At 72.7% G+C, this 19,408-nt stretch carries 20 protein-coding genes and 7 tRNA genes; 17 read left to right on the top strand and 10 right to left on the bottom strand.

The window, feature by feature from the left end; translation table 11 throughout:
• Window positions 1-473 precede the first annotated feature (473 nt).
• Together cobA and ACH4SP_RS40470 are read left to right on the top strand one after the other, a co-directional pair.
• Window positions 474-1,730 (top strand): uroporphyrinogen-III C-methyltransferase, encoded by a 1,257-nt coding sequence (gene cobA / locus ACH4SP_RS40475; RefSeq protein ID WP_398423138.1) that lies wholly within the window; start codon window positions 474-476, stop codon window positions 1,728-1,730.
• A gap of 63 nt (window positions 1,731-1,793) precedes the next feature.
• On the top strand, window positions 1,794-2,612 hold the full coding sequence (locus ACH4SP_RS40470) for a TrmH family RNA methyltransferase (protein WP_398423136.1): 819 nt from the start codon (window positions 1,794-1,796) through the stop codon (window positions 2,610-2,612).
• Between the two features lie 84 nt (window positions 2,613-2,696).
• Here the strand turns inward: ACH4SP_RS40470 and ACH4SP_RS40465 are convergent, their stop codons facing one another.
• Entirely contained in the window at window positions 2,697-4,010 is a 1,314-nt protein-coding gene (locus ACH4SP_RS40465; protein ID WP_398423134.1) for a serine/threonine-protein kinase, read from the bottom strand.
• Between the two features lie 231 nt (window positions 4,011-4,241).
• Between ACH4SP_RS40465 and ACH4SP_RS40460 the strand changes: the two genes are divergently transcribed.
• The 6 genes from ACH4SP_RS40460 (at window position 4,242) to ACH4SP_RS40435 (ending at window position 8,812) form a co-directional block, all read left to right on the top strand.
• Complete coding sequence (locus tag ACH4SP_RS40460; RefSeq protein ID WP_398423132.1) at window positions 4,242-4,490, top strand: hypothetical protein; 249 nt, start codon at window positions 4,242-4,244, stop codon at window positions 4,488-4,490.
• A gap of 239 nt (window positions 4,491-4,729) precedes the next feature.
• Window positions 4,730-4,948 (top strand): hypothetical protein, encoded by a 219-nt coding sequence (locus ACH4SP_RS40455; RefSeq protein WP_398423130.1) that lies wholly within the window; start codon window positions 4,730-4,732, stop codon window positions 4,946-4,948.
• A 716-nt stretch (window positions 4,949-5,664) separates the two neighbouring features.
• Window positions 5,665-6,702: a phosphotransferase family protein gene (locus ACH4SP_RS40450; RefSeq protein WP_398423128.1), complete on the top strand. Its 1,038-nt coding sequence runs from the start codon at window positions 5,665-5,667 to the stop codon at window positions 6,700-6,702.
• 126 nt (window positions 6,703-6,828) lie between these two features.
• Window positions 6,829-7,143: a zf-TFIIB domain-containing protein gene (locus ACH4SP_RS40445; protein ID WP_398423126.1), complete on the top strand. Its 315-nt coding sequence runs from the start codon at window positions 6,829-6,831 to the stop codon at window positions 7,141-7,143.
• Between the two features lie 192 nt (window positions 7,144-7,335).
• On the top strand, window positions 7,336-8,709 hold the full coding sequence (locus ACH4SP_RS40440) for an OFA family MFS transporter (protein WP_398423124.1): 1,374 nt from the start codon (window positions 7,336-7,338) through the stop codon (window positions 8,707-8,709).
• On the top strand, window positions 8,690-8,812 hold the full coding sequence (locus ACH4SP_RS40435; RefSeq protein ID WP_398423122.1) for a hypothetical protein: 123 nt from the start codon (window positions 8,690-8,692) through the stop codon (window positions 8,810-8,812). Before ACH4SP_RS40440 ends, ACH4SP_RS40435 begins: the two co-directional genes overlap by 20 nt.
• A 125-nt stretch (window positions 8,813-8,937) precedes the next feature.
• On the opposite strand, the gene ACH4SP_RS40430 is transcribed toward ACH4SP_RS40435, so the two are convergent.
• The 5 genes from ACH4SP_RS40430 to ACH4SP_RS40410 form a co-directional block, all read right to left on the bottom strand.
• A tRNA-Val gene (locus ACH4SP_RS40430) sits at window positions 8,938-9,009 on the bottom strand.
• 58 nt (window positions 9,010-9,067) lie between these two features.
• Window positions 9,068-9,139: transfer RNA gene (locus tag ACH4SP_RS40425), tRNA-Val, on the bottom strand.
• 39 nt (window positions 9,140-9,178) lie between these two features.
• A tRNA-Val gene (locus ACH4SP_RS40420) sits at window positions 9,179-9,250 on the bottom strand.
• Between the two features lies 1 nt (window position 9,251).
• Window positions 9,252-9,325, bottom strand: a tRNA-Cys gene (locus tag ACH4SP_RS40415).
• Between the two features lie 43 nt (window positions 9,326-9,368).
• Window positions 9,369-9,441 (bottom strand) — tRNA-Gly (locus ACH4SP_RS40410).
• Between the two features lie 156 nt (window positions 9,442-9,597).
• Here ACH4SP_RS40410 and ACH4SP_RS40405 point away from each other — a divergent pair.
• Genes ACH4SP_RS40405 through ACH4SP_RS40395 form a run of 3 tightly spaced genes read left to right on the top strand, consistent with a single transcriptional unit; the run spans window position 9,598 to window position 12,373 of the window.
• Window positions 9,598-10,647, top strand: a complete 1,050-nt coding sequence (locus ACH4SP_RS40405) for a chorismate-binding protein (RefSeq protein ID WP_398423120.1) — start codon at window positions 9,598-9,600, stop codon at window positions 10,645-10,647.
• 22 nt (window positions 10,648-10,669) lie between these two features.
• Window positions 10,670-11,491: an aminotransferase class IV gene (locus ACH4SP_RS40400; protein ID WP_398423118.1), complete on the top strand. Its 822-nt coding sequence runs from the start codon at window positions 10,670-10,672 to the stop codon at window positions 11,489-11,491.
• Between the two features lie 42 nt (window positions 11,492-11,533).
• Window positions 11,534-12,373: a GNAT family N-acetyltransferase gene (locus ACH4SP_RS40395; protein WP_398423116.1), complete on the top strand. Its 840-nt coding sequence runs from the start codon at window positions 11,534-11,536 to the stop codon at window positions 12,371-12,373.
• A gap of 15 nt (window positions 12,374-12,388) precedes the next feature.
• Here ACH4SP_RS40395 and ACH4SP_RS40390 read toward each other — a convergent pair whose 3' ends face one another.
• Complete coding sequence (locus tag ACH4SP_RS40390) at window positions 12,389-12,916, bottom strand: DsbA family protein (protein WP_398423114.1); 528 nt, start codon at window positions 12,914-12,916, stop codon at window positions 12,389-12,391.
• 158 nt (window positions 12,917-13,074) lie between these two features.
• On the opposite strand from ACH4SP_RS40390, the gene ACH4SP_RS40385 reads away from it, so the two are divergent.
• Both ACH4SP_RS40385 and ACH4SP_RS40380 read left to right on the top strand, forming a co-directional pair.
• Window positions 13,075-13,539 (top strand): hypothetical protein, encoded by a 465-nt coding sequence (locus ACH4SP_RS40385; protein ID WP_398423163.1) that lies wholly within the window; start codon window positions 13,075-13,077, stop codon window positions 13,537-13,539.
• Between the two features lie 147 nt (window positions 13,540-13,686).
• Window positions 13,687-13,845 (top strand): hypothetical protein, encoded by a 159-nt coding sequence (locus ACH4SP_RS40380; protein ID WP_398423112.1) that lies wholly within the window; start codon window positions 13,687-13,689, stop codon window positions 13,843-13,845.
• A 66-nt stretch (window positions 13,846-13,911) separates the two neighbouring features.
• Here ACH4SP_RS40380 and ACH4SP_RS40375 read toward each other — a convergent pair whose 3' ends face one another.
• Window positions 13,912-14,469 carry a CGNR zinc finger domain-containing protein gene (locus ACH4SP_RS40375; RefSeq protein WP_398423110.1) on the bottom strand — a complete coding sequence of 186 codons (558 nt, stop codon included), beginning with the start codon at window positions 14,467-14,469 and terminating at the stop codon, window positions 13,912-13,914.
• Window positions 14,470-14,689: 220 nt separating this feature from the next.
• Complete coding sequence (locus tag ACH4SP_RS40370; RefSeq protein WP_003959770.1) at window positions 14,690-15,103, bottom strand: SsgA family sporulation/cell division regulator; 414 nt, start codon at window positions 15,101-15,103, stop codon at window positions 14,690-14,692.
• Between the two features lie 190 nt (window positions 15,104-15,293).
• Here ACH4SP_RS40370 and ACH4SP_RS40365 point away from each other — a divergent pair, with 190 nt between their 5' ends.
• A complete protein-coding gene (locus ACH4SP_RS40365; RefSeq protein ID WP_398423108.1) occupies window positions 15,294-15,746 on the top strand; it encodes a TIGR02611 family protein in 453 nt (150 codons plus the stop codon).
• A gap of 69 nt (window positions 15,747-15,815) precedes the next feature.
• Window positions 15,816-15,887: transfer RNA gene (locus ACH4SP_RS40360), tRNA-Val, on the top strand.
• A 107-nt stretch (window positions 15,888-15,994) separates the two neighbouring features.
• On the opposite strand, the gene ACH4SP_RS40355 is transcribed toward ACH4SP_RS40360, so the two are convergent.
• Window positions 15,995-18,724 carry an SCO7613 C-terminal domain-containing membrane protein gene (locus ACH4SP_RS40355; RefSeq protein ID WP_398423106.1) on the bottom strand — a complete coding sequence of 910 codons (2,730 nt, stop codon included), beginning with the start codon at window positions 18,722-18,724 and terminating at the stop codon, window positions 15,995-15,997.
• A gap of 114 nt (window positions 18,725-18,838) precedes the next feature.
• Between ACH4SP_RS40355 and ACH4SP_RS40350 the strand changes: the two genes are divergently transcribed.
• Window positions 18,839-19,282 (top strand): SRPBCC family protein, encoded by a 444-nt coding sequence (locus ACH4SP_RS40350; protein WP_398423104.1) that lies wholly within the window; start codon window positions 18,839-18,841, stop codon window positions 19,280-19,282.
• Between the two features lie 39 nt (window positions 19,283-19,321).
• Window positions 19,322-19,393: transfer RNA gene (locus ACH4SP_RS40345), tRNA-Val, on the top strand.
• Window positions 19,394-19,408: the final 15 nt, after the last annotated feature.

Below are 19,408 nucleotides of genomic sequence, written 5' to 3'. Positions count from 1 at the left end.
AAAACGCTCGGCTGGGAAACCCCAGCCGAGCGTCTCGCTAAGCTCCTGGCGACAGCCAGTTGACCACTGTGTTGCTACGACCCCTGGAATTCGCCACCTGGGCGGGGGCTCCGGCACGTGCGTGGGTGGGCATTGTGCGGGTGCGTCGTGGCTGGCCGCGCAGTTCCCCGCGCCCCTAAATGCCCGCCCCCTAGCCCCCAGCCTCCTTGGGCAGGCCGCTACCGCCGCCTTGGGCAGCGGGGCCGCCCCCCGGGGGCGGAACGGGTGGGCAAGGCGGCGGCCCCCACGCGGAGCCCTGCCCCTCGCCCCGGCCCGCGCTCGCTGCCGCCCACCCGCCCCGTAAAGTAAGCCCCAGGGCCCGAAACCCCGCCCCACCAGCGCCGCTCCACCGCCGCAGCGGCCCGCCCCGGCCTCCGGCATCCCCTCCTCGGGAGGGGCCCGCCAAGCCCCACCCTCCCGAGGAGCCGCACCCCATGACCGCGCACGCCGCAGGCGACCCGCAGACCCCCGAGCCCCCCGCCTACCCCGTCGGCCTCCGCCTCTCCGGCCGCCGCACCGTCGTCATCGGCGGCGGCCAGGTCGCCCAGCGCCGCCTCCCCGCTCTCATCGCGGCCGGCGCGGACATCACCCTGGTCTCGCCCTCGGCCACCCCCTCCGTGGAGGCCATGGCCGAGGCCGGCGAGATCACCTGGGAGCGTCGCCGGTACGAGGACGGCGACCTCGCCGACACCTGGTACGCGCTCGTCGCCTCCAGCGACCCCGCCGCCAACACCGCCGCCTCCGCCGAGGCCGAACGCACCCGCACCTGGTGCGTCCGCTCCGACGACGCCGAAGCCGCCACCGCCTGGACCCCCGCCACCGGCCGCTCCGACGGCGTCACCGTCGCGATCCTCACCGGCCACGACCCCCGCCGCTCCGCCGCCGTGCGCGACGCCGTGGTCGAGGGCCTGCGCGACGGCAGCCTGGCCGCCCCGCACGGCCGCCCCCGTGCAGCCGACGACGCCCCCCGCGTCCACCTCGTCGGTGGCGGCCCCGGCGACCCCGACCTGATCACCGTGCGCGGCCGCCGCCTCCTCGCCGAGGCCGACGTCGTCATCGCCGACCGCCTCGGCCCCCGCGACCTCCTCGACGAGCTCCCGCCGCACGTCGAGGTCATCGACGCGGCGAAGATCCCGTACGGCCGCTTCATGGCGCAGGAGGCCATCAACCAGGCCCTCATAGACCACGCCAAGCAGGGCAAGACGGTCGTACGCCTCAAGGGCGGCGACCCCTTCGTCTTCGGCCGCGGCATGGAAGAGGCCCAGGCCCTCGCCGCCGAAGGCATCCCCTGCACGGTCGTCCCCGGCATCTCGTCCACCATCAGCGTCCCCGGCGCGGCCGGCATCCCGGTCACGCACCGCGGCGTCGCCCACGAGTTCACCGTGGTCAGCGGCCACGTCGCCCCCGACGACCCGCGCTCCCTCGTCGACTGGGAAGCCCTCGCACGCCTCCGCGGCACCCTGGTCCTGCTCATGGCGGTCGAGCGCATCGGCGCCATCGCCGAGGCCCTCGTCGCGCACGGCCGCGCCCCCGAGACCCCCGTCGCGATCATCCAGGAGGGCACGATGGCGACCCAGCGCCGCGTCGACGCCACCCTCGCCACGGTCGGTACGACGGCCAAGGCCGAGAACGTACGGCCGCCCGCGGTCATCGTCATCGGCGACGTAGTCTCGCTGAACACCCCTCGGTAACCAGGGGTAACAACCTCCCCCGCCCCCTTGGGCACCGCACCCACGACAAGGCAGTATCACCCTGTGGCCGATCTCCTCACCATCGACGACCCCGACGACCCGCGCCTGAGCGACTACACGGGCCTGACCGACGTGGAGCTCAGGCGTCGCCGCGAGCCCGCCGAGGGCCTGTTCATCGCCGAGGGCGAGAAGGTCATCAGACGGGCCCGCCAGGCCGGTTACGAGATGCGGTCGATGCTGCTCTCCGCCAAGTGGGTCGACGTCATGCGCGACGTGATCGACGAGGTCCCGGCCCCGGTGTACGCGGTGAGCCCGGACCTCGCCGAGCGGGTCACCGGCTACCACGTGCACCGCGGCGCCCTCGCCTCCATGCAGCGCAAGCCGCTCCCGACGGCCGCCGAACTCCTCACCACCGCCCGCCGGGTCGTGGTGATGGAGTCCGTGAACGACCACACCAACATCGGCGCGATCTTCCGCAGCGCCGCCGCCCTCGGCATGGACGCGGTCCTGCTCTCCCCGGACTGTGCGGACCCGCTCTACCGGCGCTCCGTCAAGGTCTCGATGGGCGCGGTCTTCTCCGTACCGTACGCACGCCTGGAGAGCTGGCCGGGAGACCTGGAAACGGTCCGGGAGGCCGGTTTCACGCTCCTCGCGCTCACCCCCGCCGACAAGGCGCGCTCGCTCGACGAGGTGGCGCCGCACACGATGGACCGGGTGGCCCTGATGCTGGGCGCCGAGGGCGACGGCCTCTCCACCCGCGCCCTGCGCGCGGCCGACGAGTGGGTGCGCATCCCCATGGCGCACGGCGTCGACTCGCTCAACGTCGGTGCGGCGGCCGCGGTCTCGTTCTACGCGGTGACGACGGGTCGCCCGCAGAGCTGACCCCGCTCCGTACCCCACCCCGAATCGGCTCCGAATCCTGAGCCCGCTTCGAACCCCGAACCCCGAACCGCCGGGCCCGCCGCGCTACAGCCGCTGCGGGCCCTCGGTCGTCCCGGCCACGGCCTTGGCCACGGCCTTCACCGGTGCGTCGGGACCCAGCCCGCGGGACGGCCCCTGACACCCCTGCGCGGCGGCGATGCCCAGCGCGACCAGCAGCGTCACCACCACGAACACCACCAGCCGCTGCCGCAGCAGCCGCGGGTTCGCGGGCCGCAGCCTGCCGCCCGACGTCGGCCGACCGCCCGGCCGGGTGCCCTTGCGGGCGGTCCCTGACCGGGTGGTGTTCCGCGCGCCGGGCGCCGATCCGTTGCGCGACGACGAGGGCCCCCCGTTGCGGGACGGCGTCCCGCGGGGCGTCTGCGCGGCGGACCCCCGCGACTCCGGCTGCGGCGCACCCTCCGGCCGGTGCTGCTCGCCGGAACGGCGCTGCTGGGTGGTCCGCTGGGTCCGCTGATCGGCGTACGAGTCGGTGCCAGGAGCGCGCTGGGCCGGAGGCCGCTGCTCCGGGCCGCCGCCCTGTGCCTCCCGCGCCGCGATCTCCTTGAGCCGCATCGACAGCTGGAGCGTGCTGGGACGTTCCTCCTGCTCCTTCGACAGACAGGCCCGTACCAGCGGAGCCAGTGCGTCCGGCACCCCGTCGAGGAGCGGCTCCTCGTGTACGACCCGGTAGAGCATGACCTCGGAACTGCCCTGTCCGAACGGAGAGTCGGCGGTCGCCGCGTACGCCAGCGTGGCGCCCAGTGCGAAGACGTCCGTCGCCGGGGTGACGGCGGCCCCGCGCACCTGCTCGGGCGCCAGGAAGCCGGGCGAGCCCACCGCGGTCCCGACGTGCGTCAGCGTGCTCGCGCCGGTCGCCCACGCGATGCCGAAGTCGATGATGCGGGGGCCCTTGGGGGAGAGCAGGATGTTCGACGGCTTCAGGTCGCGGTGCACGACCCCCGCCTCGTGAACGGCCACCAGCCCCTCGGCCAGCGCGGCCCCGATCGACGCGACTTCGGCGGCGATCAGCGACCCTTCCTCGGCCACTCGGTCGTGCAGCGAGGGACCGGGCACGTACTGCGTCGCGAACCACGGCCGGTCCGCGTCCAGATCGGCGGCCACCAGCCGCGCCGTGCACCCGCCCCTGATCCGTCTCGCCGCCGACACCTCGCGCGCGAAACGCGACCTGAATTCCTGATCCTCGGCCAGGTCCGGCCGGATCACCTTCAGCGCGACCCGCTGGCCCCGCCGGTCCGAACCCAGGTAGACCACGCCCATGCCGCCCGCACCGAGCCGCCGGTGAATCCTGAACGAGCCGACGACACGCGGGTCCTCGCGCCGGAGCCGCATCATCGCCATGTCCGTCCCCTACCTCCGGTGGGGCCTCCCCCACCCCACTGCTGACCGGTCCGTCCGACGTGGCACAGCTTACGTACCCGTGGCGCGGTGTGCTCATAGGCCACACCCGCCCGAATCGATCGATTGTCAGTGCCGGGTGCGAAACTTGAAGAGTGGTCAGGGAACGTGCGTTCCCATCTTCCTGACCCCTGCTCATTCCCAACGGGCCGTAGCAGAAGGGGGATTGGATCCATGAAAGGTGATCGAGTCGAGATAGTGGTGGACGCCGGAGACACCACCCGGACGTACGAAATGGTGGCCAACAGGGCAGGCCGAAGGGTCGAAACGGCGGTCCGCAGGGGGGTGGTGGAAGTGAGTGAAGTCACCCGCAGCGGCAGCGTCGTCCGCACCGCGCGATTCATGGCCACCCGCGTCCTCGCCCTGGTCGAGCAGCCGGTACCCAGGGAGGACGCCTCGGAGCGGCGCACCGCCGCGGAATGACCTCGGGGGAGTGCCCCCGTCCCACCCTTCGGGGAAGTCCCCGAGTCCTCCACCCCGCTCTCCACCCAGGGGAGTACACCGTCACCCGGCAGGTCATCCTCCGGGAGGCCAGCCAATCGGTACGAGGGCATGACGACCGGGGCCGCGCCCGCCCCTAATCTTGAGATCAAGCGGTGGGTGCAGCACTCGTCCCCCGAGGTCAGGCACCTGCCGCTTACCAAGACGACAGGAGAGGGACCATGGCGGACACGGCATCGAGGACGATGATCCGCACGCGTGCGATCCGCGTCCGTGGCCGTGCCTTCGCCGCGTTCGGCGGTCGCAACTCGGGCCCGCGCCACCCCCTGGTGGCAACGGCCATGGTCCTCCCCCTGGCGGCCCTGCTCCTCTTCCTCTTCGGAGGCTGGGAAGCGGTGGCCACACAAGCGTCGTCCGTGGGCATGTTGCTGGGGCGCTGAGCGGCGCCCCCGTCCCGGAAGAGCGGTCCGGGACGGGACAACATCAAGCCCATCAGCCCCGTGGGGACGGGGGTGCGGCGGACGGCTGAGTTTGCCCGGACAGCTGGGGAGCTGTCCGGGCAAACGTGTGTCTGGACCCACCACGCCACCAACCCCACCCAAGAAACGCCCCCGAGCCCCCAGCGACGCACCCCTGCCCAAGACAGCACCACGGACCGCCGGTGCCAACCAACACGCCCCCACGGTCCCTTCTCCCGCCCGGCCCCCGCACCTCCACCCCACGAGAGCCCACCGCGACCCCGGCCCGACTCTCCTGTCCCGCCCCGTGGCTCACTGCACCCACCGGACCTATGTCATCGGCCCACCCCCTCACGGGCCGCCGGGGCCAACAGGCCCCCACGCGGTCTGCTCCTGCACCCGAATCCCACTCGGCTCCCGCACTTCCGCCCCACGAGAGCCCACCGCGACCCCGGCCCTATGCTCTTGCCCTGCCCCTGGTGGCCCACCGCACCCACCAACCCGTGTCATCGGCCCACCTCATCAGGGCACCGCACCCAGGGCGCCGCACCCACGGCACGCCCCCGGCTTACTCTCGTGATCCCGTCGGATCCTCCGTACGCACCGCCCCGGTACACGTAGACCCGACGGGACGTCATCACAGCTGTGCATCCGCCGCATACGCTCCCGACCGCACCGCCTCACATCCCGGGGGACCCATGACCACGCCCGTCACAGCGACACTTGCCGCCCTGGCCGCCGCCACCGCGCACCCCTCCGACGAGGCGTACGCCCCCTGCCGCCACAGTTCCGAAACCCTTCGCGTCCTCGCCGACCGGCCCGACGGCACTGTCGTGCGGCACGGCCCCCTCGTCACCAAGGCGCACGCTCCGGACACCGACCCCGAGGCCCTGGCCGTACGTACCGCTGTGGCCGCCCACCCCCTCCTCGCCGGTGTCCTCCTGCCCCCGCTCCCCACCAGCAGCACCGACACCTGCACCGGCACCGCACAAGCCGACGGCCGCCCCCTCACCGCATGGCCCTACGGAGCCCCGGTCGACCCGGAGGATCCGGACGCCGCCCCGTGGGAGGAGACCGCATCACTCCTCGCCCGCCTGCACCGCGCCGACACCGCCGCGCTGCCCGCCCCGCTCCCGCCCATGCGCGGCCCCGCCAAGGCGGCCCGCGCCGTTGCCCGCATGTTGGCTGTCCCGCACCAAGCGGTCGGAGCAAGCGCCCCGCCCCGGGCGCCCGAAGCACCTGCTCCGCACCCGACCGTCCTGCATGCCTGGCACGGCCTTCCCGCCTGGGCCAGGAACGAAGCCCCCGCCCCGCCGCACCGGGCGCACACCGCCCTCTGTCACGGCGACCTCCACCTCGGCCAACTCGTCCGCCATCCCGCCCCCGACGGCCCCTGGCACCTCATCGACATCGACGACCTCGGTGTCGGCGACCCCGCCTGGGACCTGGCCCGTCCCGCCGCCTGGTACGCCGCAGGCCTGCTGTCCCCGGACGTCTGGCAGCGCTTCCTCGCCGCATACCGGGAGGCCGGCGGCCCGGCCGTACCTCCGCACGGCGATCCGTGGCCGCGGCTCGACGTCGCCGCCCGCGCCCTGACGGTCCAGACGGCGGCCCTCGCCCTCGCCAAGTCGGCGGCGGAACAGCGCCCGCTCGACGAGGTCGAGCAGCTGATGCTCGACTCCTGTGCCCGAATCGCGGCTCTCCCGCCCGAGTTGGACCGGCGTCCTCCGTCGTAGGGTGAATCTCCGGCCGCCGGGAATGCATCCGTGCGGTGCACCAGAACCAGAACCAGAACTCAGGGCCAGGATTCGCCCCCGGGCCCCACCGGCCCCACCGCACCGACTCCGAGGAGTGAGACGACCATGCACTGTCCCAAGTGCCACGCCCCCATGCACACGTACAACCGCAACGGCGTCCAGATCGAGCAGTGCAGCGCCTGCCGCGGCATCTTCCTGGACTACGGCGAGCTGGAGTCGCTGACCCGCATGGAGGCCCAGTGGTCCCAGCAGGCACCGCCGCCCGCACCGCCGCAGGCGTACCCCGCCGCCCCGGCCCCCGCCTGGGGCGCCCCGCAGCACGGCGGCCACGGTGGGCATGGCGGCCACGGGAGTCACGGCAGCCACTACGGCAGCCACCACCGCCAGAAGGGCTTCGGCCGGATGCTCTTCTCCTCCTGACGCCCGCAGCCCCACCGGGCGGGCAGGGCCCACCGGGCGGGCAGGGCCCACCGGGCGGGCAGGGCCCACCGGGCCGGGCCCACCGGGCAGGGCCCACCAGGCCGGGCCGGACCCCACCGGGCCGGGCAAAAACCACACCCCCGGCCCGGGCGCCTGGCCCAACCCCCCTTCCCCTCCCTAGGGTTCGGCCCCATGACCTTCCTCGACAGGTCCCGGACCGTCGCCCCGCCCGGCTGGAGCCGCTGGCTGGTGCCGCCCGCGGCTCTCTCCGTCCACCTCTCCATCGGCCAGGCCTACGCCTGGAGCGTGTTCAAGCCCCCGCTCGAATCGTCGCTCGACCTCTCCGGCACCCAGAGCGCCCTCCCCTTCCAGCTGGGCATCGTCATGCTCGGCCTGTCCGCCGCGTTCGGCGGCACGCTGGTCGAGCGCAACGGCCCCCGCTGGGCCATGTTCGTCTCCCTCGTCTGCTTCTCCTCCGGCTTCCTGATCTCCGCCGTCGGCGCAGCCACGAGCCAGTACTGGCTGATCGTCCTCGGCTACGGCTTCGTCGGCGGCATCGGCCTGGGAATCGGTTACATCTCCCCGGTCTCCACCCTCATGAAGTGGTTCCCCGACAGGCCGGGCATGGCCACCGGCATCGCCATCATGGGCTTCGGCGGCGGCGCCCTCATCGCCTCGCCCTGGTCGTCCCAGCTGCTCGAATCCTTCGGCGGCGACGCACCGGACAGCAGCTCCGGCATCGCCACCACCTTCCTCGTGATGGGACTCGCCTACGCCGTCTTCATGTCGCTCGGCGTTCTGCTGGTCCGCGTCCCGCCCCCGGGCTGGAAACCGGACGGATGGCAGCCCAGCACCAAGCCCCGCGCCCTGATCACCACCGCCGACGTATCGGCCCGCAACGCCCTGCGCACCCCGCAGTTCTGGTGCCTGTGGGTGGTCCTGTGCCTGAACGTCACCGCCGGCATCGGCATCCTCGAAAAAGCCGCTCCCATGATCAAGGACTACTTCGCGAGCACCCCCACCCCCGTCTCGGCCTCCGCGGCGGCGGGCTTCGTCGCTCTGCTCTCCCTCGCGAACATGACCGGCCGCATTCTCTGGGCCTCCACCTCCGACCTCATCGGCCGCAAGTCCATGTACCGCGTCTACCTCGGCGTCGGCGCGCTGATGTACCTCGTCATCGCCCACTTCGGCAATGACTCCAAGCCCCTCTTCATCGTCTGCGCGCTGGTGATCCTGTCCTTCTACGGCGGCGGCTTCGCCACCGTGCCCGCGTACCTCAAGGACCTCTTCGGCACCTACCAGGTCGGCGCCATCCACGGCCGCCTGCTCACCGCCTGGTCGACCGCGGGCGTTCTCGGCCCGCTGATCGTCAACCGGGTCGCCGACAGCCAGGAGCAGGCGGGCCACAGCGGGCCCAGCCTCTACACGACCTCGATGTACATCATGATCGGCCTGCTCCTGGTGGGCTTCGTCGCCAACGAGCTCGTACGTCCCGTCCACCCGCGCTTCCACGAGCCGCAGCCCTCCGCGGAAGGAACCCCAGCCCATGCAGCCCAGCAGCCGTAGCCCCAGGGCCCTCGCCGTCACCGTCTGGCTGTGGGTCCTGCTGCCCTTCGCCTACGGCCTGTACGAACTCATCCGCAAGGCCACTCAGCTCTTCACCGGCTGACGGCGGGGGAGCGGCACACACGACACCGGTACGCACGACACCGGTACGCACGACAGCCGCACACACGACACCCGGTACACACGAAGAAGCCCCCGACCGAATCCGGCCGGGGGCTTCAACTGCGGTGCGCGATACTGGGATTGAACCAGTGACCTCTTCCGTGTCAGGGAAGCGCTCTCCCGCTGAGCTAATCGCGCGGGACGATCCTTGCGGACCGGATCTTGCGTCGTACTGCTGATACTGCCTGGTGCTGCGTGCGCGATACTGGGATTGAACCAGTGACCTCTTCCGTGTCAGGGAAGCGCTCTCCCGCTGAGCTAATCGCGCGGGACGGCCCTTGCGGACCGGATCTTCGGTTGTGCTGCGTGCGCGATACTGGGATTGAACCAGTGACCTCTTCCGTGTCAGGGAAGCGCTCTCCCGCTGAGCTAATCGCGCTTGGAGGTGGAGACGGGATTTGAACCCGTGTAGACGGCTTTGCAGGCCGTTGCCTCGCCTCTCGGCCACTCCACCAGGAGCGTGCAGCAAGGGTATCGGGATGATTCCCTCACTATCGAGCGGACGACGAGATTCGAACTCGCGACATCCACCTTGGCAAGGTGGTGCTCTACCAGCTGAGCTACGTCCGCTTGTCTGTTCCGTTTCACTTGCGTGTCCCGGCGACGTGTTGAACTCTAGCGGATTCCTGGGCCAGCACAAAAACGCGTTTGTGCAGCGTGCTGCGCTGTCTCCGGCGCCCTCGCGCCCGCAGGTGGCGGCCCCGTCCCCGCCATAGACTCGGCGCCGTGTCCGACCTCCCCTCTCTGGCCCGCTTCGGCGGCCTGGTCGCCTCCGATCTGCGTGACGTCACCAGCGATCCGGCGGCCCTCGACTCCACCGGCTTCTGGGCCGTCGCCGCCGACTTCGAAGGCCGCCTCGTCTGCGCCCGCTTCGGCGACGTCCGTACGGAACCGGTGCCGCCCCCCGTCCCCGGCGCCTGGCGGGGCCCCGCCCCCACCGGCTGGACGTCCTCGCTGGACCGCGCCGCGTACACGGCGGGCGTACGCGCCGTACGCGAGCACATCGCGAAGGGGGAGGTCTACCAGGCCAACCTCTGCCGGGTGCTGAGCGCGCCCGTCGACCCCGGCGCGGACGTCGACGCCCTGACCGCGCTGCTCGCCCGCGGCAACCCGGCCCCGTACGCAGGAACGATCCGGCTGCCCGCGCACGGCGTGGAGATAGCCACCGCGTCCCCCGAGCTGTATCTGCGGCGCGACGGCAAGCTCGTGGAGTCCGGGCCGATCAAGGGGACGGGGAGGACGGCGGCGGACCTCCTGGAGAAGGACCACGCCGAGAACGTGATGATCGTCGACCTGGTCCGCAACGACCTGGGCCGCGTCGCCGTCACCGGCTCCGTCACCGTCCCGCAGCTCTGCGAGGTCGAGCCGCACCCCGGCCTCGTCCACCTCGTCTCCACCGTGCGGGCCGAGCTGGCCGCCGGGCAGGGCTGGGGCGCACTGCTGGCCGCCACCTTCCCGCCCGGCTCCGTCACCGGCGCCCCCAAGGCCAGCGCGCTGAAGATCATCGAGGCGCTGGAGACCGCACCGCGCGGCCCCTACTGCGGCGGCATCGGCTGGGTCGACGCCGACCGCGGCACCGGTGAGCTGGCCGTGGGCATCCGCACCTTCTGGATCGACCGCACGGCGCCGGGCGGACCCTTCCTGCGCTTCGGTACGGGGGCGGGCATCACCTGGGGTTCCGACCCCGAGCGGGAGTGGGCCGAGACCGAACTCAAGGCGTCCAGACTGCTCGCGGTAGCGTCGGGTGCGTACGAGGTGACAGCGCGTACGAGGTAACAGTGAGAGAGAAGGCCACGTCATGAAGCTTTGGGTCAATGGGGCACTGGTCGACGCCGACGCGGCCCGCGTCTCCGTCCTCGACCACGGGATGACCGTGGGCGACGGCGTCTTCGAGACGATGAGGGCGACGGACGGGAAGGCCTTCGCGGTCACCCGCCACCTGAACCGGCTCACCGCCTCCGCCCGCGGCCTCGGCCTGCCCGACCCGGACCTCGACGAGGTCCGCCGCGCCTGTGCCGCCGTCCTGGACGCCAACCCGATGCCTCTCGGCCGGCTGCGCATCACGTACACCGGCGGCATCTCCCCGCTCGGCTCGGACCGCGGCGACGCCGCCCCGACGCTGATCGTCGCCCTCGGCGAAACCGCCCGCCGCCCCGACGCCACCGCAGTCGTGACCGTTCCCTGGACGCGCAACGAGCGCAGCGCCCTGGCCGGGCTGAAGACCACCTCGTACGCCGAGAACGTCGTCGCACTCGCCCGCGCACGCGAACACGGCGCCTCCGAGGCCCTGTTCGCGAACACCGTCGGACAGCTCTGCGAGGGCACCGGATCCAATGTCTTCGTCGTCCTCGACGGACAGCTCCTCACCCCGCCGGTCGCCTCCGGCTGCCTGGCGGGCATCACCCGGGCGCTCGCCGTCGAGTGGACCGGCGCTCAGGAGGCCGACCTCCCGTTCGACGTGCTGGAGCGGGCCGAGGAGATCTTCCTGACCTCCACCCTGCGCGACGTGCAGGCCGTCCGCCGGGTCGACGGGCGCGAGCTGCCGGGCGCGCCGGGACCGGTGACCGCCAAGGCGATGCGCGTCTTCGACGAGCGCGCGGGTGACGACCTCGACCCGTAAAACGTGATGACGAGCGGGCCCGGTGGGGGTACAACTCCCGTGATGACCACGACCCTACGGCCGACCGGGCCGCTCCAGCTCAGTGACAAGGGCGCGCGCTCGCGCCACTACGAGGTCTGTGTGAACAGCCGCCCCGTCGGCACCGCACACATCGAGACCGTGCCCGACTTCGGTACCAAGGTCGGCCGGATAACCGCGCTCCGGATCGACGAGGCGGACCGCCGCCGGGGCCGCGGCACGGTGGCCGCCCTCGCCGCGGAGGAGGTGCTGCGCGGCTGGGGCTGCGACCAGGTCACCGTCTCCGTACCGGCGGACGCCGAGCCCGCACGGCAGCTGGCGACGGCCCTCGGCTACGTCGAACGCAGCCGCAACATGCTCAAGACCCTGCCGTCCGAACCGCCCGCCCTGCCCGCCCGCGGGACGGTCCGCCCCCTGACGCAGAGCGAGTACGACGCCTGGCGGCTGAAGGAGACGGCGAGCTTCGCGCAGAGCTGGCTCGACCAGGGCTTCACCGCCGAGCAGGCCCGCGCCAAGTCCGAGGCCAGCGAGCGCAACTTCCTGCCCGCGGGCCTCGCCACCCCGCACACCTGGATCAGCCACCTCCTGCACGACGGCGCGCCCGTCGGCCTGCTGTGGCTCGGACGGCACGAGATCGCCCCCGGCGAGCGGGTCGCTTTCGTCTTCGACGTCGAGGTCGTCGAGGAGCAGCGCGGCAGGGGGTACGGGCGGGCCCTGATGACGCTGGCCGAGCGGATCGCGCTGCGGGCCGGCGACACCAGGATCGGCCTGCACGTCTTCGCCGGAAACACCCCGGCGCTGCGCCTCTACGAATCCCTCGGCTACCGCACGACGTCGCTGTACACCTACAAGCAGCTGCTCTAGCCGCCCGCCGTCGCGTCAGCCGTTCTGTTCGGCCAGCAGCCGGTCGGCGATCTCCTCGATGCGCTCCCGCACCCCCGACTGGTCCTTGCTGGCGTCGAGGAGCTGCCCGCCGATCTCGTACGTCGGCGTGCCCTTCACCTTGATCGCCTTGCCCTCCGCCTGGTCGGCGTCGACGATCAGCAGGTGCCGGCCGTCGATCAGTGCGGTGTCGAACTCCTCGGCGTCCAGGCCGAGTTCGCGCGCCACGTCGAGGAGGAGCTGCTGGCCGCGGTCGCCCAGTTCCTCCGTACGGCCGAGCACGGCCTCGACGTACGCCCAGCCCTTGCCCTGCTCGAACGCCTCCTCGGCGGCCTGCGCCGCGTCGTACGCGTGCCGGTGCTTCTCCAGCGGGAAGTGCCGCAGCCGCACGTCGAGCCGGTCGCCGTACCGGGCCCGCAGCGCGGCGAGGTCGGTGAGGGCGGTGTGGCAGTCGGGGCACTGGAGCTCGCACCAGACGTCGAGGACGACGGGGGAGCCGGGGGAGACGGGAGAGGGGTTGCTCATGGAGCCAGTCTCCCAGTCGTACGCCGGCGGCCCCAACCGGGACCTGGGGAGGAGTGCACCCCGGAGATCTCCCTGAGACCGGGCCCGAGGATGGCCGCACCCGGTGCGGGCGGTGCAGGATGGAGGGGACCGTACTTTCCACCGCTGGAGGACCGATGCTGCTGGTCGAGACCGTCTGCTCGGCGGTGTCCGCCGCCGGTTTGGGCATCGCCGCGATCACCGCGTACCGCAAGCGCTTCCTCGCCGCGACCAGGCTGGCGGCCTACTCGCTGGTACCCGTGGGCCTGGTCATGACCGGGGCCGTGGGCTGGATCTCCGGCATGGTCTTCAAGCCGGTCGTGTGGGCGGGCTTCGGCGTGCTCGGACTGGCCTGGCTGCTGTTCATGACGACCCGGGCCGTCGAGCGGCGCACCGGCGGGACCCGCAAGGAGCGCAAGGCCGCGAAGGCGGCGCAGCGCGAGGCGGTCGCCCCGGCCGCTTCGGCACCCTCGCTCGGTGCCGGCCGCAAGGCGGCGCCCCCCGCGGCCGCACCGGCACCGGCCCCCGCCGCCAAGCAGCCGAAGAAGGCGGCCGACGAGGACTTCTCCGACATCGAGGCGATTTTGAAGAAGCACGGGATCTGATCCGGAGTCCGGGCGGTCCTGGCCCCGTGGGCCCGGCGGCTCGGACACCGGAGCGATTGTGGAATGACACGGAATCCAACGAACTGCCGCCGATGGTGGGCGTGTTGGTCATTCCGTACCACCGGGCTGCGTCATCATCGCCCCGAGATGCTCCAGACCTCTGCCGACGAAGGCACCGCACCCGCCCCCGACGAAGAAGCGCGCGGGTGCCTCTTCGCGCTCTCCCAGCCGCCCTTGATGATCTTCCTCGCGTTGATCGGCTCGCTGCTCATGATGGGAGCGGTCCATGACCTCTTCCTGGACTGACCAGGACCGGACGGAAACGGCCTGGACCGACGCGGCCAGGACCCCCGTCGCCCGGCCCGGCGCCGCTCAGCCGGAGGCTTCCTTACGCCGCGCCCGGTACGCCGCCACGTGCAGCCGGTTCCCGCAGGTGCGGCTGTCGCAGTAGCGCCGCGACCGGTTGCGCGACAGGTCGACGAACGCGTGCCGGCAGTCCGGCGCCTCGCAGCGCCGCAGCCGCTCCTGCTCGCCCGAGACCACGAAGAAGGCCAGCGCCATCCCGCAGTCCGCCGCCAGGTGGTCCGCCATGGAGGCGCCGGGCGCGAAGTAGTGCACGTGCCAGTCGAAGCCGTCGTGGTCGGTCAGCCGGGGCGTCGTGCCGGCCGCTGCCACCAGCTGGTTGATGAGCTCGGCGGCGGCCCGGGGGTCGGGCGCCTCGAACACCTCCGCGAAGCGCGCCCGCACGGCCCGTACGGCCCGCAGGTCGTCCGCGCCGAGCCTGCCCACGTCGCTGACGTCGTGGAGCCGTGCGAAGGCGCTCAGCGCCTCGACGTCCGTCAGGCGGTCGGACGGCTCGCTCTCCGGCGCGGTGTTCACCAGGTCGACGACGACGTCGAGGGCTTTCCGGGTGTCGTGGGGGATCAGCACGTTTGGCTCCCTGGCCTGCTGCGGGCCGGTGCCCGCCGATGCTGGCCGACTCTAGTCGGAGGGGGTGGACAGCCGGAGGGGGTGGACGCAGCGGCGCCGCCGCCGCGGTGGATTCCGCGACGACGGCGCCGGTGCCTGCCCTATGAAGTTGTCCCTATGAGGTTGTCCGTCCCGCGCCGTCGCCCCGAGTCGGACGGCGATGAACGACTCTCGACCTGGCTCAGCTTTCCGCCAGGATGTGAGAGAGCTCCGTGTCGAGGTCGAAGTGCCGGTGTTCAGTGCCGGGTGGCACTGCGGCATCCGTCCTCTTCAGGAACGACTCAAGCGCCCGCGCCGGGGCTTCGAGCAGGGCCTCGCCCTCCGGTGAGCTCAGGGCGATGCAGACAACGCCCTGACCGTGGCTCCGGGACGGCCAGACTCGGACGTCGCCGGTTCCGGTGGGCCGGTGCAGGCCCTCGGCGAGGAGATCGCGGGCGAAGACCCACTCGACCGTTTCCTCGGCTCCGGTGTGGAAGGTGGCATGCACGGCATAGGGATCGGCCGTGTCGTACCGCAGGCCCGCGGGTACAGGCAGTGATGACTCGCTCGACACAACGAGGCGCAGGTGCAGCTCGCAGCTGACCGTGGTGTTCATAAGCGCCAGGGCCTTTCGCTCAGTGTGCGCTCGGGGATTCGCACGTCGGCGAAATCGACATGCCACCTCCAGTGCCGTTGTAAACCCTTATGAGTGTTTTGAGCTTCATGAGGTCGCTCGTACGGCCGAGCCCGGGGTTGACCCCTACGGCTATTCCGGTGAAGGGGCGCGCTCGGGTAGGTTGGCGCTCATGAATGCGGAGAGTGACGGACGGGACAGGGATGTCGCGGCGACGACGACCGGTCCCGCTACGGGGGGCGCCACCGACGAGCGAGGGCTCGGATCGCGTGCGCCGCAGTACATCCAGGCGCGCAGGACGCTCCACCTCAGCTGGCAGGTCGGAGTCTTCGTCGTCGGCCTCGCGGTCGTGATCGCGGGCATCATCATGCTGCCGCTGCCGGGCCCCGGCTGGGTGGTGATCTTCGGCGGCATGGCGATCTGGGCGACCGAGTTCGTGTGGGCGCAGCTGGTGATGCGCTGGACGAAGCGGAAGCTCACCGAGGCGGCGCAGAAGGCGCTCGACCCGAAGGTGCGGCGGCGGAACATCATCCTCACCACGATCGGGCTGGTGATCATCGCCGTACTGGTCGGGATCTACGTCTGGAAGTTCGGCATCGTGATGCCCTGGAAGATCAATGAGTGAAGACCCGGGAGCGACCTGAAAAGTGGTCGGGGGCACGCGCTGACATGCGGTAATGTTCTGTCTGTGCCCGGGCGATTAGCTCAGTGGGAGAGCACTTCGTTCACACCGAAGGGGTCACTGGTTCGAACCCAGTATCGCCCACCCGGGAACAGCGGCCCGAGAGACTTTCATCAGTCTCTCGGGCCGCTGTCGTTTCCCCCGTCGTCGTCGCCGGGCCCGGGCCCGGGGCCGGAGCCCCGGGCGGCGGGTCAGTGCAGGCGGCCCAGCCGCTCGCGCAGCCGGCGGGCGTCGCGCAGACGCTGTTCGTACGTGGCGCCCACCGCGAGCAGCAGCAGACCGGCCAGCGCGGGCGGCAGCCAGCGCGGCAGCGCCCCGACCACCTGGACGACGTACGGCGCGAGCTCGTGCAGCGCGACCAGGGACAGGACGGCGCCGCCGAGCAGCAGCGGGGCACCGAGCCGGTGCCGGGCGCCCAGCAGCGTCACCACGAGCGCCGTGAGGCCCAGCAGCAGCGGACGCAGCCAGTACGGGTCGGCCCAGGCGGCGGCGAGACTCGGCAGCAGGGTCGCGGCCAGGCCCGGGCCGTACGCGGTCCAGGAGGACGCCTGCGGGTCGCGGCGGCGGCGCAGCACCCCCACGGCGAGCGCCAGCACCGTCACCGGCAGCGTGTACGCCTCCGGCTCGCCGACGCCGGAGGCCGCGAGCCGCACCCAGGTGGCCAGCAGGAACAGGGCGCCGGCCGCCCAGCCGACCGCCCGGCGACCGGGGCGTACCGCGGTCCCTGCCGCGATCACCCCGCACAGGGCGAGCACCAGCGACAGCATCGGCGCGTGACCCGCGGCGAGGCCGACGGCGAGCAGCGCGGGGGCAGTGGCGGCGATCTCGGCCGGGACGCTGTGCACGCGCACCGCGAGGAGGGCGACCGCTGCGGGCACCGCGAGGACCAGCAGCGCGGCCTGGTGCGGAGGGAGGGCGAGGGCGGCGGCCGACGCGCAGGCCAGACCGGTCGCGTACCCGACGGCGGCGACGGCGCCCACCGCCCGGACGGCCGGGGCCGGGGTGCGTACGGCCAGCGCCGCGAAGAGGAGCAGCAGCGCGCCGAACACCGCGAAGGTGGTCCCCCGGGAGGCCAGTGCCAGGCACGACACCGCGCCGGCCGTGACGGCACCGGCGCCCAGGGCCGCGTACGAGAAGGCGGTACGGAGCCCGGGAGCGCCGGCCGTCGGCGCGGGGGCCGGGGCGAGGGCGGCCAGGGTCAGCGCGGCCGCGGTCAAGGCGACGTACAGGCAGAGCGCGGCCGCATAGGGCAGGTTCAGGGAGGCCGGCAGCAGGAGGGCGGCGGCGGTGGTCAGCAGGACCGTGCCGACCGCTGTCGCGGGGTGCGGGGAGCGGCGGTGCAGCACGGCGAGGGCCGCCGCCGTGAGGAGCAGCACCAGCGGGGCCGTGGCGAGGGCGTGCCAGGGCACGTCGAGGTCCACCGTCGCACGGAGGGTGGCGGGCAGGCCCTGCCACGGGGCGGCGGCCCGGGAGGCCGGTCCCGACAGCACGGTCAGGACCAGCGCGGGAACCGTCGAGAGGACCGCGCCCGCACCGACCACCGCGGCCGACGCGGCCAGGCCGTGCCGGACGGGACGGGGGAGACGGGAGAGGCGCGCAGTGCGTGCCGTGGACAGTGCCAGAACGGTGAGTGCGCAGAGGAGGTATGCGGGGGCCGTCCAGGCGAGGGGGAGTGCCGGGCGCACCGGGCCCGCCGTGGCGGCGATCAGCGCCAGGCCCGCCACCAACGCCGTCGCGAGCTGCGGGCGGCGGAGGGAGGCGGCCAGGGCGAGGGCGGCGCACGCGAGGAGCAGACCGGACGGCGGGAGGGCTTCGGCGGCCGTCGCCGCGTCCACGGACATGACGAGGGCGGCCAGCAGGGCGTAACCCCCGGCCGCCCAGGCGCAGACGGCCGCGAGAACGCCGACCGGGGCGAGGGCACGGGCGAGCTGGGCGGCGCGGCCAACGGGGGGAGCGGTGGCGGGAGCCGGACCTGCCGTGGCGGCCGGAGCTGCCGGGCCTGCCGGAGTCGCCGGGCCTGTCGGGCCGGAAAGGCCCGCTGGAGCTGCCGGAGCTGCCGGAGCTGCCGGAGCTGTCGGGCTCGCCGGGGCTTCCGGATCCGCCGCAGCCGCCGGGGGCGTTCCCGTCGGGCCCGTCGGCGGTGTGTCCGGGGAGGCGGGTGTCCCGGCCGTCGTGGGGCTCGCGGAGGTGGTGGGGGCTGTCCTGCGGCCAAGGATCCGGACCGCTGCGGCCGTGTCCAGGGCTGCCGTTGCCAGCAGCGCCCAGGAGAAGGGGAGCTGTGTGGTGGAGTGCGCCAACACCCAGAGGGGGAGGGGGAGTTGGGCGGCCAGGAGGGCGGCCGGGAAGGGGGTGCGGAGGCGGGGGACGAAGCGGCCGTACGACGCCCAGAGGAGGGCGAGGAGGGCCGCGGCCACCGCGGTGTACGCCGTGCCGCCGGCGTCCTCGAACGCGACCTCGTGCAGCGCGTACGCATCCAGGACCGTCAGGAGGAGGGCGAGTACGCCGACCGATTCCGCCGTCGCCACCAGCCCGCGCCGGACCAGGAGCGCGGGTGCGGCCAGCGCGGCCAGCGTCACCAGGCCCAGTACGGCGGAACGTCCCGCGATGCCCAACTGCCCCCAGCCGACCAGGGTGAACGCCAGCGCCGCGACCGCGAGGAGGATCCCGCCGAGAGCCAGCAGCACGTTCTGCGCGCTGTGGGTGGAGGTGGCGGAAGGGGAGGGGGCGGTGGGGGTCGTGGCGCGCGACCGGGGCGTCTGCTGCCAGGGCGTGCGGGGCGGGGTCGCGGCCGGCGTGCGCAGGATCTGCAGCAGCCACGCGCGGCGGAGCAGCAACTGGTGCTTGCGCGCGTCGAGTTGGGCCAGCTCGCGGTCGAGGAGCACCAGCTCGTCGGCCGGCGCGAGAGGCGGAACGTGTCTCATGCCGCGAGTCTGGGCGGCCGACGGGCGCCGGTACATGCGCGCGGATACTCAAAATGGCTACTCAGGTGTGGCGGACACGGGGTGAGTACGCCCGTGCACCCGCAGACTTGTCCCATGGACTGGTGCCACTACCGCTTCCGCAGCGTCTGGGAACTGCCCGCCCCGCCCGAGGACGTCTACGCGCTCCTGGAACGCGCCGAGGAATACCCGGGCTGGTGGCCGCAGGTGCGCGAGGTGACCCCGCTCGACGACCGCACCGGCACCGCCCGCTTCCGGTCCTTCCTCCCGTACGACCTGCTGGTCACCGCACGCGCGCTGCGGCGCGATCCGGTCTCCGGGGTCCTGGAGATCGCCATGACGGGCGACCTGGAGGGCTGGGTGCGCTGGACGGTCCTGCCGTACGGCACCGGAACCCGCGCCCGCTACGAGCAAGTCGTCGACGTGCACAAGCCGCTGCTGCGCCGGCTCGCCGTCCCGGGGCGCCCCGCCTTCCTCGCCAACCACGCGCTGATGATGCGTGCCGGGCGCAAGGGGGCGGCCGCCGCACTCGCGGTTTGAAACCAACCGGAAAAGCGCTGTATGGTTCAACCCGTTCCCGGGCGATTAGCTCAGTGGGAGAGCACTTCGTTCACACCGAAGGGGTCACTGGTTCGAACCCAGTATCGCCCACCTGGGAAAGGCCGG

This window comes from Streptomyces sp. NPDC021093, assembly GCF_044333135.1.
GTDB lineage: Bacteria > Actinomycetota > Actinomycetes > Streptomycetales > Streptomycetaceae > Streptomyces.
This window is presented reverse-complemented; position numbering and strand designations above follow the sequence as displayed.

Bases quoted from the DNA above. Each gene is read 5' to 3' on its own strand.
- cobA (WP_398423138.1), top strand. From the start codon at position 474: ATGACCGCGCACGCCGCAGGCGACCCGCAGACCCCCGAGCCCCCCGCC.
- ACH4SP_RS40465 (WP_398423134.1), bottom strand. From the start codon at position 4,010: ATGGCGATGATGCGGCTCCGGCGCGAGGACCCGCGTGTCGTCGGCTCG.
- ACH4SP_RS40460 (WP_398423132.1), top strand. From the start codon at position 4,242: ATGAAAGGTGATCGAGTCGAGATAGTGGTGGACGCCGGAGACACCACC.
- ACH4SP_RS40455 (WP_398423130.1), top strand. From the start codon at position 4,730: ATGGCGGACACGGCATCGAGGACGATGATCCGCACGCGTGCGATCCGC.
- ACH4SP_RS40450 (WP_398423128.1), top strand. From the start codon at position 5,665: ATGACCACGCCCGTCACAGCGACACTTGCCGCCCTGGCCGCCGCCACC.
- ACH4SP_RS40445 (WP_398423126.1), top strand. From the start codon at position 6,829: ATGCACTGTCCCAAGTGCCACGCCCCCATGCACACGTACAACCGCAAC.
- ACH4SP_RS40440 (WP_398423124.1), top strand. From the start codon at position 7,336: ATGACCTTCCTCGACAGGTCCCGGACCGTCGCCCCGCCCGGCTGGAGC.
- ACH4SP_RS40435 (WP_398423122.1), top strand. From the start codon at position 8,690: ATGCAGCCCAGCAGCCGTAGCCCCAGGGCCCTCGCCGTCACCGTCTGG.
- ACH4SP_RS40400 (WP_398423118.1), top strand. From the start codon at position 10,670: ATGAAGCTTTGGGTCAATGGGGCACTGGTCGACGCCGACGCGGCCCGC.
- ACH4SP_RS40395 (WP_398423116.1), top strand. From the start codon at position 11,534: ATGACCACGACCCTACGGCCGACCGGGCCGCTCCAGCTCAGTGACAAG.
- ACH4SP_RS40390 (WP_398423114.1), bottom strand. From the start codon at position 12,916: ATGAGCAACCCCTCTCCCGTCTCCCCCGGCTCCCCCGTCGTCCTCGAC.
- ACH4SP_RS40380 (WP_398423112.1), top strand. From the start codon at position 13,687: ATGCTCCAGACCTCTGCCGACGAAGGCACCGCACCCGCCCCCGACGAA.
- ACH4SP_RS40370 (WP_003959770.1), bottom strand. From the start codon at position 15,103: ATGAACACCACGGTCAGCTGCGAGCTGCACCTGCGCCTCGTTGTGTCG.
- ACH4SP_RS40365 (WP_398423108.1), top strand. From the start codon at position 15,294: ATGAATGCGGAGAGTGACGGACGGGACAGGGATGTCGCGGCGACGACG.
- ACH4SP_RS40355 (WP_398423106.1), bottom strand. From the start codon at position 18,724: ATGAGACACGTTCCGCCTCTCGCGCCGGCCGACGAGCTGGTGCTCCTC.
- ACH4SP_RS40350 (WP_398423104.1), top strand. From the start codon at position 18,839: ATGGACTGGTGCCACTACCGCTTCCGCAGCGTCTGGGAACTGCCCGCC.